Raw genomic sequence first — 14,171 nt, 5'->3', positions numbered from 1 at the left:
TTGAGTTCCCCGCTTTCCTTACTGGCACGGAACGCCGCGGGGGAGGCAAAACTGCTTGGTGCCGGATCAATAGCGGTACGGTGTGGGTTACCCCTGGGTCGCCGCCAGCTCGCGCGCCTGCGCGAGCAGCGTATCGGCGTCGCTGACCTCGAACTTGCCCGGCGCCTCGACGTTGAGGGTGCGCACGACACCGTCCTTGACGAGCATCGAGTAGCGGTTGCTGCGCAAGCCCAGCCCCCGCGCCGTCAGGTCCAGCGTCAGCCCGGTGGCGCGCGCGAACTCGGCGCTGCCGTCGGCGAGCATACGCACCTTGCCAGCGGTGCCCTGGTCGCGCGCCCACGCGCCCATCACGAACGCGTCGTTGACGCTGACGCACCAGATTTCATCGATTCCTGCCGCGCGCAGCTCGTCATAACGGCGCAGGTAGCCCGGCACGTGCTGCGCGGAGCACGTCGGGGTGAACGCCCCGGGCACGGCAAAGAGCGCAATCGTCTTGCCCGCCGCCGCGGCGCGCACCGACACCGGGTTGGGTCCAATGCTGCAGCCGTTGCCTTCGGTTTCGCAGTACTCCATCAGGGTCACATCGGGCAGGGTATCGCCAACCTGGATCATCGGGGATCTCCTCGTCAACAAGAAAAAAGGGACGACCGCATTGTCGGTCGTCCCCATAGCCCCGGTGGCGCGCCGGGGTTTTGTCGGATCGGGCGCGTCAGACCGCGGAGGCCTTTTGCACCAGGCGCGTCGCGACCCAGTTCTTGGTCTTCGACAGCGGCCGGCTTTCCGTGATCTCGACGATGTCGCCGAGCTTGTACTCGCCGTTTTCGTCGTGGGCGTGGTACTTGCTCGACTTGATCACGATCTTGTCGTACAGCGGATGCTTCACGCGGCGCTCGACCAGCACGGTGATCGTCTTGGCGCGCTTGTCGCTGACCACCTTGCCGATCAGGGTGCGCTTGACTTTGGTTTGCGTCATGGTCGTCTCTCCTTACTGGCCCGCGGCAAGTTTTTCGGCCAGGATGGTCTTGGCGCGCGCAATCGCACGGCGCGTCTGACGCAGCGCGGCGGTGTTGGCGAGCTGTTGCGTGGCCTTCTGCATGCGCAGGTTGAAGTGCGCTTTTTGCAGCGACTTGATTTCGGCCTGCAGCGCGGCGACGTCTTTTTGACGCAGTTCAGCGGCTTTCATGGCGTTCTCCTTCCTCACTGGCCGAGCATGCGCGTCACGAACGTGGTGCGCAGCGGGAGCTTGGCCGCGGCGAGCTGGAACGCTTCACGCGCGAGCTGCTCGGGCACGCCGACGATCTCGTACAGCACCTTGCCGGGCTGGATTTCGGCGACGTAGAACTCCACGTTACCCTTGCCGTTGCCCATGCGGACCTCGGCCGGCTTCTTGGTGATGGGCTTGTCCGGAAACACGCGGATCCAGATGCGCCCACCGCGCTTGACGTGGCGCGAGATGGCCCGACGGGCGGCTTCGATCTGGCGCGCCGTCAGGCGGCCGCGGTCGGTGGCCTTGAGGCCGTAGTCGCCGAACACGACGGTGGTGCCGCTGGTGGCGACACCCGTGTTGCGGCCCTTGTGCTCTTTGCGGTATTTGCGACGAGCAGGTTGCAACATGTTTATTCTCCTTTGCCGTCCGCGGCTGCAGGCGCGGGTGCGTCGGAACGAACGCGCTTAACGGCGGGTTGTGCGGTGGCCTCGGCCGGCTTGTCGCTGCCGTCGGCCGGGGCCGCGTTGCTGCCACGGCGGGCGCCACCACGGGCCGGGCGCGCGCCATCACGGCGCGGGCCACGCGGGCGGCGCTCGTCGTCCGGGCGCGGCGTGCTGTCGAGCGACGGGACGTCGTTGCGGCCCAGGTTGTCGCCTTTGTACACCCACACCTTGACGCCGATGGTGCCGTAGGTGGTCTTGGCCACCGAGGTGCCGTAGTCGATATCGGCGCGCAGCGTGTGCAGCGGCACGCGACCCTCGCGGTACCACTCGGTGCGCGCGATTTCGATGCCGTTGAGACGCCCCGACGACATGATCTTGACGCCCTGGGCGCCCAGGCGCATCGCGTTTTGCATCGCGCGCTTCATCGCGCGGCGGAACATGATGCGCTTCTCGAGCTGCTGGGTGATGCTGTCGGCGATGAGCTGCGCATCGACCTCGGGCTTGCGGATTTCCTCGATGTTGACGGCCACCGGCACGCCCAGCATCGCGGCGAGATCCTTCTTCAGGCGCTCGATGTCCTCGCCCTTCTTGCCGATCACCACACCCGGACGGGCCGAGTAGATCGTGATGCGCGCGTTCTTGGCGGGACGCTCGATGACGATGCGCGAGACGGCGGCGTTTTTGAGCTTGCTGCGCAGGTACTCACGCACCTTGATGTCGTCGGCGAGCATGCCGGCGAAATCGCGGTTGCTGGCGTACCAGCGGCTCGCCCAGTTGCGGGTCACCGACAGGCGAAAGCCCGTAGGATGGATTTTCTGCCCCATGGTCTTCCTTTCCTCGTCAGTTACCCACGGTCACGTAGATGTGGCAGGTCGGCTTGCTGATGCGGTTGCCCCGGCCCTTGGCACGCGCGGTGAAGCGCTTGAGCGTGGTGCCCTGCTCGACGTGGATGGTCTTGACCTTCAGCTCGTCGATGTCGGCACCGTCGTTGTGCTCGGCGTTGGCGATGGCGGACAGCAGCGCCTTCTTGATGATGCCGGCGGCCTTCTTCGGCGTGAAGGTCAGGATCTGCAGGGCCTGGTCCACCTTCTTGCCGCGAATCAGGTCGGCCACCAGCCGGCCCTTGTCGGCCGAGAGGCGAACGCCGCGAACGATACAGCGGGTTTCCATGGATTCAATCCTCACTTCTTGGCTTTCTTGTCGCCGGGGTGGCCCTTGAACGAGCGCGTCAGCGAGAACTCGCCCAGCTTGTGACCGACCATCTGCTCGGTGATGTACACCGGCACGTGCTGCTTGCCGTTGTGCACGGCAATCGTCAGGCCGATGAACTCGGGCAGGATCGTGGAGCGCCGCGACCAGGTCTTGATCGGCTTCTTGTCCTTGGCGGCCTGCGCCTTCTCGACCTTGGCCATCAGGTGATGGTCAACGAAGGGACCTTTTTTCAGAGAACGGGACATGGCTCAACCCTTTACTTCTTGCGGCGCGACACGATCATGTTCTGCGTGCGGCGGTTGTGACGGGTGCGGTAACCCTTGGTCAGGTTGCCCCACGGATCGCGCGGCGGCTGACCGGTACCGGTACGGCCCTCACCACCCCCGTGCGGGTGATCGATCGGGTTCATCGCCACACCGCGCACCGTCGGACGGATGCCCATGTGACGCTTGACGCCGGCCTTGCCCAGCTGACGCAGGTTGTGTTCGGTGTTGGAGACCTCGCCGATCGTGGCGCGGCAGTCCACGTGCACCTTGCGCACCTCACCGGAGCGCAGCCGCACCTGGGCGTAGACGCCCTCGCGCGCCAGCAGCACGGCGGACGCACCGGCCGAGCGGGCCAGCTGCGCACCCTTGCCGGGCTTGAGCTCGATGCAGTGGATGGTCGAACCCACCGGGATGTTGCGGATCGGCAGCGTGTTGCCGACACGGATCGGCGACTCGCTGCCGCTCACCACGGTCTGACCCACTTCGATGCCGCGCGGCGCGATGATGTAGCGGCGCTCGCCATCGGCGTAGCACAGCAGCGCGATGTGCGCGGTGCGGTTCGGGTCGTACTCCAGCCGCTCGACCTTCGCGGGGATGCCGTCCTTGTCGCGGCGGAAGTCGATCAGGCGGTAGTGGTGCTTGGCACCGCCGCCCTTGTGGCGCACGGTGATGTGGCCGTTGTTGTTGCGCCCGGACGTCTTGGCCAGCGGCTCCAGCAGCGGCGCGTAACCGGGGCCCTTGTACAGGTGCTCACGAGTGACCTTCACCATGCCGCGGCGGCCCGGCGAGGTCGGCTTCATCTTGATGACTGCCATGATCTCAGATCCCTTCTGCGCCGAACTGGATCTCCTGGCCCTCGGCCAGGGTCACATAGGCCTTGCGCACGTGGTCACGGCGACCGATGGTCTTGCCGAAGCGCTTGACCTTGCCCTTGCGGTTCAGGACGTTGACGTCCTGCACCTTGACGTTGAACAGCAGCTCCACCGCCGCCTTGATCTCGGGCTTGCTGGCGTCGCGCAGCACCTTGAACAGGACGGTGTTGGTCTTTTCGCCCACGCGGGTGGCCTTCTCCGAGATGATCGGCGCCACCAGCACCTGCATCAGGCGACCTTCGTCGAACTTCGGCTGGCTCATGCGAACATCTCCTTGATCTGATCCAGCGCACCCTTGGTGACGAGCACCTTCTTGAAGTGCACCAGCGACACGGGGTCGGCGTAGCGCGGCTCGACGACCAGCACGTTGGGCAGGTTGCGCGACGCCAGGTAGAGGTTTTCGTCGATTTCGTCGGCGATGATGAGCGCCGAATTCAGGTTCATCGCCTTGAGCTTGCTGGCCAGCAGCTTGGTCTTGGGCGCTTCGACCTTGATCGACTCGACCACCGACAGACGCCCCTCGCGCAGCAGCTGCGAGAAGATGGCGGCCATGCCGGCGCGGTACATCTTCTTGTTGAGCTTCTGGCTGAAGTTTTCGTTGGGGCTGCTCGGGAAGATCTTGCCGCCCCCGCGCCACAGCGGCGACGAGGTCATACCGGCACGCGCATTACCGGTGCCCTTCTGGCGGAACGGCTTCTTGGTCGTGTGCTTGACGGCACCGCGATCCTTCTGTGCGCGCGTGCCCTGGCGGGCGTTGGCCTGGTAGGCGACGACGAGCTGGTGCACCAGCGCTTCGTTGAATTCGCGACCGAAGACGGTCTCGGGCACCTCGACGGTGGAGGCAGCCTGACCCTGGTCGTTGAGGAGTTCGACTTGCATCCGTTCGCTCCTTACTTGGCGGCCTTGACGGCCGGACGGACGGTCACGAAGCCGCCCTTGGCACCCGGAACGGCCCCCTTGATCAGGAGCAGCTGACGCTCGGCGTCGACACGCACCACGTCGAGGTTCTGGGTCGTCACGGTCTCGCAGCCCATGTGGCCGGTCATGCGCTTGCCCGGGAAGACGCGACCCGGGTCCTGCGCCATCGAGATCGAACCCGGCACGTTGTGCGAGCGGCTGTTGCCGTGCGAGGCGCGCTGCGAGCCGAAGTTGTGGCGCTTGATGGTGCCCGCGAAGCCCTTACCGATCGACGTGCCCTGCACATCGACCTTCTGGCCCGGCTGGAACAGCTCGGTCACGGACAGGGTGGCGCCCGGCGCGTACTTGGCCGCGACTTCGGCGCTGACCCGGAATTCCTGGAGGATTTCGCCGGCTTCGACACCGGCCTTGGCGTAGTGACCCGCCATCGGCTTGGTCACGCGCGAGGCGCGGCGCTTGCCGAAGGCCACCTGCAGGGCGTCGTAGCCATCGGTGGCCTGGGTCTTGACCTGTGCCACCCGGTTGTTGGACACATCGACCACCGTGACGGGCACCGCGTCCCCATCCTCGGTGAACAGACGCATCATGCCCACCTTGCGGCCCAACAACCCCAGAGAGTTGCTCAGACTCATGGTTTTCTCCGCTCCCGACTGCAATTGGCCGGGTCTGATGGCCCGCTGACACGACGCCGACACTCGGCACCGCACGCGCGGGCAGGTTGCAACATTGCCTTCGCCCCAAAAGGACGAAGCCCGCAATTGTACATTGCGGGCTTCGCAGCGTCAAGCGACGCGGCCGATCACTGCAGCTTGATCTCGACGTCCACGCCGGCCGGCAGGTCCAGCTTCATCAGCGCGTCCACCGTCTTGTCCGTCGGATCGACGATGTCCATCAGGCGCTGGTGCGTGCGGATCTCGAACTGGTCGCGGCTCGTCTTGTTGACGTGCGGCGAGCGCAGGATGTCGAAACGCTTCATGCGCGTCGGCAGGGGCACGGGGCCCTTGACGATGGCGCCGGTGCGCTTGGCGGTGTCGACGATCTCGGCGGCAGAAGCGTCGATCAGCTTGTAGTCGAACGCTTTGAGGCGGATGCGGATCTTTTGCTTGTTCATGACCGCCCGCCTTACTCGATGATCTTGGAGACGACGCCGGCGCCCACGGTGCGGCCGCCTTCGCGGATCGCAAAGCGCAGGCCCTCTTCCATCGCGATCGGGGCAATCAGCTTGACGGTGATCGTCACGTTGTCGCCCGGCATCACCATCTCCTTGTCCTTGGGCAGCTCGATGGCGCCCGTGACGTCGGTGGTGCGGAAGTAGAACTGCGGCCGGTAGTTGTTGAAGAACGGCGTGTGGCGGCCACCTTCTTCCTTGGAGAGCACGTACACCTCACCGGTGAAGTGGGTGTGCGGCGTGATCGTGCCGGGCTTGGCCAGCACTTGGCCGCGCTCGACTTCTTCGCGCTTGGTGCCGCGCAGCAGGATACCGACGTTGTCGCCCGCCTGGCCTTGGTCGAGCAGCTTGCGGAACATTTCCACGCCGGTGCAGGTGGTCTTGGCGGTGGGACGCAGGCCGACGATTTCGACTTCGTCACCGACTTTGATGATGCCGCGCTCGATACGGCCGGTCACGACGGTGCCGCGGCCGGAGATCGAGAAGACGTCTTCGACGGGCATCAGGAACGCACCGTCGATGGCGCGCTCGGGCGTGGGGATGTAGGTGTCGAGCGCTTCGGCGAGCTTCATGATGGCTTGTTCGCCCAGCTCGCCCTTGTCGCCCTCGAGCGCCTTGAGCGCCGAGCCCTTGATGATGGGGATGTCGTCGCCGGGGAAGTCGTACTTGGAGAGCAGCTCGCGCACTTCCATCTCGACGAGCTCGAGCAGCTCGGCGTCGTCGACCATGTCGCACTTGTTGAGGAACACGATGATGTAGGGCACGCCCACTTGGCGGGCGAGCAGGATGTGCTCGCGGGTTTGCGGCATGGGGCCGTCGGCGGCGGAGACGACCAGGATGGCGCCGTCCATCTGGGCGGCACCGGTGATCATGTTCTTGACGTAGTCGGCGTGACCCGGGCAGTCGACGTGCGCGTAGTGCCGGTTGGCGGTTTCGTATTCGACGTGCGCGGTGTTGATGGTGATGCCGCGCGCCTTCTCTTCGGGCGCCGCGTCAATTTCGTCGTACTTCTTCGCCTGACCACCAAACTTGCTGGCCAGCACCGTCGTGATCGCCGCCGTCAGCGTCGTCTTGCCGTGGTCCACGTGACCAATCGTGCCCACGTTGACGTGCGGCTTGGTCCGCTCGAATTTTTCCTTTGCCATGATCGATTCCTTTGTCTGCAAAGAGCAACGCCCGTGACGGTTTTACGTCTGCAACACGGGCCGGCCACGGGCAGCCGCCCCACCCCGCTGCGGGGTGCCGCAGACGGGTAGGGTTTACTTGGCGCGCGCGGCGATGATGGCTTCCTGCACGTTGCGCGGGGCTTCCGCGTAGTGCTTGAACTCCATCGTGTAGGTGGCGCGGCCCTGCGACATCGAGCGCAGCGTCGTGGAGTAACCGAACATCTCCGACAGCGGCACCTCGGCCTTGATGACCTTGCCACCGCCCGGCAGGTCGTCCATGCCCTGCACCATGCCGCGGCGGGACGACAGGTCGCCCATCACGTTACCGGCGTACTCTTCCGGCGTCTCGACCTCGACGGCCATCATCGGCTCGAGGATGACCGGATTGGCCTTCTTGCAACCTTCCTTGAAGCCGAAGATGGCGGCCATCTTGAACGCCTGCTCGGACGAGTCGACCTCGTGGTACGAACCGAAGTGCAGCGTGACCTTGACATCGACGACCGGGTAGCCGGCGAGCACGCCGGTTTGCAGCGCCTCTTCGACACCCTTTTGCACCGCCGGGATGTATTCGCGCGGCACCACGCCACCCTTGATGGCGTCGATGAACTCGAAGCCTTTGCCGGGTTCGTTGGGCTCGATCTTGAACACCACGTGACCGTACTGGCCCTTACCACCGGACTGGCGCACGAACTTGCCTTCGGCCTCTTCGACGGTGGAGCGGATGGTTTCGCGGTAGGCCACCTGCGGCTTGCCGACGTTGGCCTCGACGCCGAACTCGCGCTTCATGCGGTCGACGATGATTTCCAGGTGCAGCTCGCCCATGCCGGCGATGATGGTCTGACCGGACTCCTCGTCGGTGTAGACGCGCAGCGACGGGTCTTCCGCGGCCAGGCGCGACAGCGCGATGCTCATCTTCTCCTGGTCGCCCTTGGCCTTGGGCTCGACGGCCTGACGGATGACGGGCTCGGGGAACTGCATGCGCTCGAGCACGATCGGCGCCGACGGGTCGCACAGGGTTTCACCCGTGGTCACCTCCTTCAGGCCCACACAGGCGGCTATGTCGCCGGCACGGATTTCCTCGATCTCCTGCCGGTTGTTGGCGTGCATCTGCACGATACGGCCGATGCGCTCCTTCTTGCCCTTGACCGAGTTGAGCACCGTATCGCCCTTGCGCAGCACGCCCGAGTAGACGCGCACGAAGGTGAGCTGACCGACGTAGGGGTCGCTCATCAGCTTGAACGCGAGCGCCGAGAGCTTCTCCTCGTCGTCCGCGCGGCGTGTGGCGGGCTGCTCGTTTTCATCGGTACCGGCCACGGGCGGGATGTCCACCGGCGAGGGCAGGAACTGGATGACGGCGTCGAGCATGCGCTGCACGCCCTTGTTTTTGAACGCGGTGCCGCACAGCATCGGCTGGATTTCCACCGCGATGGTGCGCTGACGCAGGCCGGCGATGATCTCGTCCTCGCTCAGATCACCGGTCTCGAGGTACTTGTTCATCAGCTCTTCGCTGGCCTCGGCCGCGGCTTCGACCATCTTCTCGCGCCACTCCTGGGCCTGATCCACCAGATCGGCCGGAATGTCGCGGTACTCGAACTTCATGCCCTGGGTCGCCTCGTCCCAGATGATGGCCTTCATCTTGATGAGGTCGACGACGCCCTGGAAGTTGTCCTCGGCCCCGATCGGGATGACGATCGGCACCGGGTTGCCCTTCAGGCGGGTCTTGATCTGCTCATAGACCTTGAAGAAGTTGGCGCCAACGCGGTCCATCTTGTTGACGAACGCCAGGCGCGGCACGCGGTATTTGTTGGCCTGCCGCCAGACGGTCTCGGACTGCGGCTGCACACCGCCCACCGCGCAGTACACCATGCACGCGCCGTCGAGCACGCGCATCGAGCGCTCCACCTCGATGGTGAAGTCCACGTGACCCGGGGTGTCGATGATGTTGAAGCGGTGCTCGGGGTAGTTGAGGTCCATCCCGCGCCAGTAGCAGGTCGTGGCCGCCGACGTGATGGTGATGCCGCGCTCCTGCTCCTGCTCCATCCAGTCCATGGTGGCGGCGCCGTCGTGCACTTCACCGATCTTGTGGTTGACGCCGGTGTAGTACAGGATGCGCTCGGTGGTGGTGGTCTTGCCGGCGTCGATGTGCGCCGAGATGCCGATGTTGCGGTAACGCTCGATGGGCGTGGTACGTGCCATGAGAAAACTCCAGATTCGGATGGGCCAAGCCCGCCGGCCTCGGATCGCGGTGACGGCGGGCTTGGACGTGAGGGGCGCAGCCGGGACGCCGACGCGTCAGAAGCGGAAGTGGCTGAACGCCTTGTTGGCTTCGGCCATGCGGTGGACTTCGTCGCGCTTCTTCATCGCGCCGCCGCGGCCTTCGGTGGCCTCGATCAGCTCGTTGGCCAGGCGCAGCGCCATCGACTTCTCGCTGCGCTTGCGCGCGGCCTGCTTGATCCAGCGCATCGCCAGCGCCTGACGGCGCACGGGGCGCACTTCCACCGGCACCTGGTAGTTGGCGCCCCCGACACGGCGGGACTTGACTTCCACCAGCGGCTTGACGTTGTTGATCGCGGTGCTGAACACCTCGAGCGGGTCCTTGCCCGTCTTCTTCTCGATGTGCTCCAGCGCGCCGTAGACGATGCGCTCGGCCACGGCCTTCTTGCCGCTCTCCATGATGACGTTCATGAACTTGGAGAGCTCGACGTTGCCGAACTTCGGATCCGGCAGGATTTCACGTTTGGGGACTTCGCGACGACGTGGCATGTTCGTTACCTCTTTGCTTCAGTTGGCACCCGGGGTGCCTCGAGGGCCGACACGGGACCCTCACTTACTCGACCTCCGGCGCACCGGGGTCACACTGCCGAAACACCCGCCAGCCAGGCATTTCGACACCGATGCGTGACAGCCGCATGACGGCCACACACGCGTGCAGCGGCACCACCGCCGATCAGGCCTTCTTGGGCCGCTTCGCGCCGTACTTGGAGCGCGCCTGCTTGCGGTCTTTGACGCCCTGCAGGTCCAGCGAACCACGCACGATGTGGTAACGCACACCCGGCAGGTCCTTCACACGACCGCCGCGCACGAGCACCACCGAGTGCTCCTGCAGGTTATGGCCTTCACCGCCGATGTAGGAGATGACCTCGAAGCCGTTGGTCAGGCGCACCTTGGCGACCTTGCGCAGCGCGGAGTTCGGCTTCTTCGGCGTCGTGGTGTAGACGCGGGTGCACACGCCCCGGCGCTGGGGGCAGTTTTGCATCGCCGGGCTCTTGGACTTGGCCTTTTCGGCCGTCCGCCCGTGGCGCACGAGTTGGTTGATGGTTGGCATAACGTCCCTAAACGTGAGAAGAAGAGCTCACCCTTTCGGGTCGAGCCCGAAAAGCCCTCAACTGTATCACGAGGCCCAGCGGACTGCAAGCCCACCACGGGCCTACCACCGGCGCACACGGTCGCGCGCGCCCCGCCCGCTGGGTTCAGGGAGCACCAGCGGCGCCTTGACCCGCCGGGCCAGCGGCGTCACAGCCCGAGCGCGTACGTCACCGTCAACGGCGCGTGGTCGCTGAAGCGCTGCGCCTTGTAGATGGTGGCGTCGCGCGCCGCCGCGGCCCAGCCCGGCGTGGCCAGGTGGTAGTCGATGCGCCAGCCGACGTTCTTCGCCCACGCCTGACCGCGGTTGCTCCACCACGTGTAGCCCTCCTCGCCGGCATCCGGGTACAGGCGGCGGTACACGTCGACCCAGGCCCCGTCGGCGAGCAGCCGCGTCATCCACGCCCGTTCCTCGGGCAGAAAGCCGCTGTTTTTCTGGTTGCTGCGCCAGTTTTTCAGGTCCCGCTCGGTGTGCGCGATGTTGATGTCGCCACACACCAGGCACTCGCGCGTCGCGGCCAGCCGCGCCAGCTGCGGCGCGATCTCGTCCAGAAAGCGAAACTTCGCCTGCTGCCGTTCGTCGCCGGAGGAGCCGCTCGGGAAATAGACGCTCACCACGCTGCGCTTGTGCGCGGGCGTGTCGAAGCGCAGCTCGACGTAACGCCCCTCGTCGTCGAACTCGGGCACGCCGATGCCGACGACGACGTCGCTCGGCTCGTGCCGGCTGTAGATCCCGACGCCCGAGTAGCCTTTGCGCGCCGCGCAGTGAAAATGGCCGCGCAACCCGGCCAGCGTGTCGAAGCGCCCGGCCAGGTCCTGCGGCTGCGCCTTGAGCTCCTGCACGCACAGCAGATCGGGGGCGGCGGCAGCCACCCAGTCCGCCAGCCCCTTGCTGGCGGCCGAGCGGATGCCGTTGAGGTTGAGGGTGGTGACGGTGAGCATGGGCGCGATGGTACTCCCGCCCGTCCTGCCGGTAGCGCATCTCCACCTCGCCGCCGAGCACGGCAAACACCTCCTCGCCGTCGTTGACGTGCCACCGGTACGGCTGGCCCGTCCGATGCGGGCGCGTCGTGATGCCGTTCATCCACGCTGTGCACGGCGTGCCGCTTCGGTCTTGGTGTCCTGCGGTTACGATGATGACGCATGAATGCCGCGTTGTCGAACCGATCCCGCGCCGGGCGCCCTCGTGCCGACAACCCCCGGGTCTCGGCCCGCATCGGCGCGCTGATCGTGCAGGCCGCGACGGCGCGCGGCGTCGATGCGCATCGGCTGATGGCCGCATCGGGCTTTGACCCCGCGTGGCTCGCGGACGTGGAGGCACGCATGCCGCTCTCCGTCGAGGAGCGGCTGTGGAACCTGGCGGCCGAGTGGGCGCATGACCCGCTGTTTGGCCTGCGCACCGCGACAACGATCCGCCCCGGGGGTTTCGACGTGTTGGACTATGCCGTGCGCACAGCACCCGACCTGCGCGCCGCGCTGCAGCGCCTCGCGCGCTACAACCGCCTGATGCACGACCTGGCGACGTTCGAGGTATCGATCGACGGCCCTACCGTACGCATCACCCATCGCTTTGCGGACACCGCGCGGCGGCCGTGCCGGCACGCGGCGGAGTTCACCCTCGCCTCGCTGGTGGTGGTGGCGTCGCAGCTCTGTGGCGAACCGGTGCAGGCGCTCGCGGTCGACTTCGCGCATCCCAACCCCGGGCACGCCGAGGCTTACCGGGCCATGTTGGGCGTCGTGCCGCGGTTTGATGCGCCGGCATCGTGTCTGGTGTTGTCGGCCGCGATGCTCGACCGCCCGGTGCCGGCCGCCGACCCGGGACTGTCGCGCATCGTCACGGCCCACGCCGAACAGCGGTTGGCAACCCTCCCGTCCGCGGCCGAGACGCTGACCGCACAGGTGCGCCGCCTGTTGACCGAGCACATGGCCGATGGGCCACCGACCCTCGCGCAGGTGGCGCGGCACCTGCACCGCAGTGAGCGCAGTTTGCAGCGGCACCTGCACGCCGAGGGCACGCCCTACGCCCAACTGGTGGACCAGGTGCGCCACGAGCTCGCCCTGCGCTACCTCGCCGATGAACGGCTGGCGCTGGGCGAGGTGGCCTACCTGCTGGGTTTTTCGGAGCCCAGCGCGTTCCACCGCGCCTTCAAGCGCTGGACCGGCATGACCCCGTCGGCCGCGCGGCGCAGGCGACACTGAGGGCTGCACGGGCGCTCGCATCCAAAACGCATCCCGCGCTCACGGCGCGCACACGCGCGAGAGGAACGCCAGCAGCGGCGGGGCCACGCGCTCGGGCATCTCCAAGTGGGGGTAATGCCCGGCACCGTCGACGATCACCGGGTCGGTGCCCAGCACCGCGCCCAACCAGTGCGCCTCGGCCACGGCATCCGGGAAGTCCGGATCGCGCGACCCCATCACCACCAGCGCCGGCACGCGGCCGCGGGCGACGATGGCCTCGGTGTCGGCCTTGGACAAACCGACCATCGTGCGCAGCGCCTCCATGCGGCCCGGCTCGCGCAGGTTGGCCGCCAGCGCTGCCTTGGCCGCGGCGTGGTCCGCCGGTTGGCGCGCGGGGAACAGGCTGTTCCAATACGCCATCCAGAACGCCACCCGCCACGGACCGCCGAAGCCAACGGCCACGGCCATGCGCGCCAGCCAGGACGGCGGACCATCGCGCACGATCGGCCCCAACAGCACGACACCGCGCACCCGGTCCGGCGCGTCGTGAGCGGCCCACAGTGCCGACCCCGCCGCAAACGAGTTGCCCAGAATCACCGCGGGCCCTGCGCCCAGGTGCTCGATCAGGGCCAGCGCATCGCGGCCGACGGCGTGCGCCGAGTAGTCGCTCCAACGCGCCGACGTCTCCCCGTGGCCCCGCACGTCGAGGGTCACGACGCGATACCCCGCCTGCCACAGCAGCGGCCGCAGCGCGCGGTACTCCGAACGCAAGTCTCCCATCCCGGGGATCGCCACGACCAGCGGGCCCGAGCCGCCCGTGTCGTCGTACGCCAGGCGACCTTCGCCGAGGGTCAGGTAACGCGTCGTCGCGGGCGGTGCCGACGACACGCCGGCCGGCGTGGCGACGACGGGGCTGGCGGCGACCAAGGCACCGAGCATCCAGCGGTTCCAGGTGTTCATGGGCGTGTCCATCCGTTCGTGTGTCGAGAGGACCGCACTGTGGTACGCCGGTCCGCTTGCCGCCATGGCCCCCGGCGCCATCCCGTTGACGCGCTACGCCAATCTCCCGTCGGGAGCGTCTCTCGCACCCCGACGTCGATGGGGATCCTGCCGCCCCGCCGGTCACACCGACCCTTTTGGGCAGCCCGTGCCGGATGACCGGACCGCTTCTTGCCCAGAAACGAAAACGCCCAGCACGACGGCTGGGCGCGATGACTGGTGGTGCAGACGCGACCGGAATCCAACCCACTCTCTCAACGATTGAGCAATCCCGGGCAATCCTGCGGGTTGTTGTGGACGCAATGGCCTCGGCAATGAACGCCGGTCAGTCAGTGCAGGGCGGACTCTCACCTTGTGCGGCGCCGATTGACCGGTAGCG

The 14,171-nt window shown here is 66.6% G+C and carries 19 protein-coding genes and 1 pseudogene; 1 reads left to right on the top strand and 19 read right to left on the bottom strand.

Annotated features, from left to right (window positions below):
* Window positions 1-87: 87 nt before the first annotated feature.
* From LCC91_RS13605 to LCC91_RS13520, 18 genes and pseudogenes are all read right to left on the bottom strand, one after another.
* Window positions 88-612, bottom strand: a complete 525-nt coding sequence (locus LCC91_RS13605) for a peroxiredoxin (RefSeq protein WP_143898586.1) — start codon at window positions 610-612, stop codon at window positions 88-90.
* 97 nt (window positions 613-709) lie between these two features.
* On the bottom strand, window positions 710-973 hold the full coding sequence (gene rpsQ, locus LCC91_RS13600; RefSeq protein ID WP_043700971.1) for a 30S ribosomal protein S17: 264 nt from the start codon (window positions 971-973) through the stop codon (window positions 710-712).
* A gap of 12 nt (window positions 974-985) precedes the next feature.
* A complete protein-coding gene (gene rpmC, locus LCC91_RS13595; RefSeq protein WP_058615891.1) occupies window positions 986-1,183 on the bottom strand; it encodes a 50S ribosomal protein L29 in 198 nt (65 codons plus the stop codon).
* A gap of 14 nt (window positions 1,184-1,197) precedes the next feature.
* Window positions 1,198-1,614 (bottom strand): 50S ribosomal protein L16, encoded by a 417-nt coding sequence (gene rplP / locus LCC91_RS13590; RefSeq protein WP_043700966.1) that lies wholly within the window; start codon window positions 1,612-1,614, stop codon window positions 1,198-1,200.
* 2 nt (window positions 1,615-1,616) lie between these two features.
* The gene (gene rpsC / locus LCC91_RS13585) at window positions 1,617-2,474 is read right to left on the bottom strand and encodes a 30S ribosomal protein S3 (RefSeq protein WP_058615890.1); all 858 of its coding nucleotides are present in this window, start codon (window positions 2,472-2,474) and stop codon (window positions 1,617-1,619) included.
* A 16-nt stretch (window positions 2,475-2,490) separates the two neighbouring features.
* Window positions 2,491-2,820, bottom strand: a complete 330-nt coding sequence (gene rplV, locus LCC91_RS13580; RefSeq protein WP_043700961.1) for a 50S ribosomal protein L22 — start codon at window positions 2,818-2,820, stop codon at window positions 2,491-2,493.
* Window positions 2,821-2,831: 11 nt separating this feature from the next.
* Window positions 2,832-3,107 carry a 30S ribosomal protein S19 gene (gene rpsS, locus LCC91_RS13575; protein WP_043700960.1) on the bottom strand — a complete coding sequence of 92 codons (276 nt, stop codon included), beginning with the start codon at window positions 3,105-3,107 and terminating at the stop codon, window positions 2,832-2,834.
* Window positions 3,108-3,118: 11 nt separating this feature from the next.
* Window positions 3,119-3,943 (bottom strand): 50S ribosomal protein L2, encoded by an 825-nt coding sequence (rplB, locus tag LCC91_RS13570; protein ID WP_043700956.1) that lies wholly within the window; start codon window positions 3,941-3,943, stop codon window positions 3,119-3,121.
* A 4-nt stretch (window positions 3,944-3,947) separates the two neighbouring features.
* The gene (gene rplW, locus LCC91_RS13565) at window positions 3,948-4,262 is read right to left on the bottom strand and encodes a 50S ribosomal protein L23 (RefSeq protein ID WP_143898588.1); all 315 of its coding nucleotides are present in this window, start codon (window positions 4,260-4,262) and stop codon (window positions 3,948-3,950) included.
* Window positions 4,259-4,879 (bottom strand): 50S ribosomal protein L4, encoded by a 621-nt coding sequence (gene rplD, locus LCC91_RS13560; protein WP_043700948.1) that lies wholly within the window; start codon window positions 4,877-4,879, stop codon window positions 4,259-4,261. Before rplD ends, rplW begins: the two co-directional genes overlap by 4 nt.
* An 11-nt stretch (window positions 4,880-4,890) precedes the next feature.
* Entirely contained in the window at window positions 4,891-5,550 is a 660-nt protein-coding gene (gene rplC, locus LCC91_RS13555) for a 50S ribosomal protein L3 (protein ID WP_143898590.1), read from the bottom strand.
* A 167-nt stretch (window positions 5,551-5,717) separates the two neighbouring features.
* A complete protein-coding gene (gene rpsJ / locus LCC91_RS13550) occupies window positions 5,718-6,029 on the bottom strand; it encodes a 30S ribosomal protein S10 (RefSeq protein ID WP_058615886.1) in 312 nt (103 codons plus the stop codon).
* An 11-nt stretch (window positions 6,030-6,040) separates the two neighbouring features.
* Window positions 6,041-7,231: an elongation factor Tu gene (gene tuf / locus LCC91_RS13545; RefSeq protein WP_143898650.1), complete on the bottom strand. Its 1,191-nt coding sequence runs from the start codon at window positions 7,229-7,231 to the stop codon at window positions 6,041-6,043.
* Window positions 7,232-7,345: 114 nt separating this feature from the next.
* Window positions 7,346-9,448 (bottom strand): elongation factor G, encoded by a 2,103-nt coding sequence (gene fusA / locus LCC91_RS13540; RefSeq protein ID WP_143898600.1) that lies wholly within the window; start codon window positions 9,446-9,448, stop codon window positions 7,346-7,348.
* A gap of 96 nt (window positions 9,449-9,544) precedes the next feature.
* Complete coding sequence (gene rpsG, locus LCC91_RS13535) at window positions 9,545-10,015, bottom strand: 30S ribosomal protein S7 (RefSeq protein WP_043701113.1); 471 nt, start codon at window positions 10,013-10,015, stop codon at window positions 9,545-9,547.
* Window positions 10,016-10,199: 184 nt separating this feature from the next.
* Window positions 10,200-10,577, bottom strand: coding sequence for a 30S ribosomal protein S12 (gene rpsL / locus LCC91_RS13530; protein ID WP_043701114.1), 378 nt, complete (start codon window positions 10,575-10,577; stop codon window positions 10,200-10,202).
* 188 nt (window positions 10,578-10,765) lie between these two features.
* Window positions 10,766-11,557 (bottom strand): exodeoxyribonuclease III, encoded by a 792-nt coding sequence (locus LCC91_RS13525; RefSeq protein WP_143898598.1) that lies wholly within the window; start codon window positions 11,555-11,557, stop codon window positions 10,766-10,768.
* A 10-nt stretch (window positions 11,558-11,567) separates the two neighbouring features.
* Window positions 11,568-11,753: pseudogene (locus LCC91_RS13520) on the bottom strand (hypothetical protein); the annotation flags it as partial.
* Between the two features lie 5 nt (window positions 11,754-11,758).
* Between LCC91_RS13520 and qhpR the strand changes: the two are divergent.
* Window positions 11,759-12,814 (top strand): AraC-like transcriptional regulator QhpR, encoded by a 1,056-nt coding sequence (qhpR, locus tag LCC91_RS13515; protein WP_143898596.1) that lies wholly within the window; start codon window positions 11,759-11,761, stop codon window positions 12,812-12,814.
* A 39-nt stretch (window positions 12,815-12,853) separates the two neighbouring features.
* Here the strand turns inward: qhpR and LCC91_RS13510 are convergent, their stop codons facing one another.
* The gene (locus LCC91_RS13510) at window positions 12,854-13,753 is read right to left on the bottom strand and encodes an alpha/beta fold hydrolase (protein ID WP_201022735.1); all 900 of its coding nucleotides are present in this window, start codon (window positions 13,751-13,753) and stop codon (window positions 12,854-12,856) included.
* Window positions 13,754-14,171 lie beyond the last annotated feature (418 nt).

Origin of the sequence: Tepidimonas taiwanensis (assembly GCF_020162115.1) — a bacterium.
Classification (GTDB): domain Bacteria; phylum Pseudomonadota; class Gammaproteobacteria; order Burkholderiales; family Burkholderiaceae_C; genus Tepidimonas; species Tepidimonas taiwanensis.
Note: the sequence above shows the minus strand (reverse complement) of the source record. Positions and strands in the feature narration are given on the sequence as shown.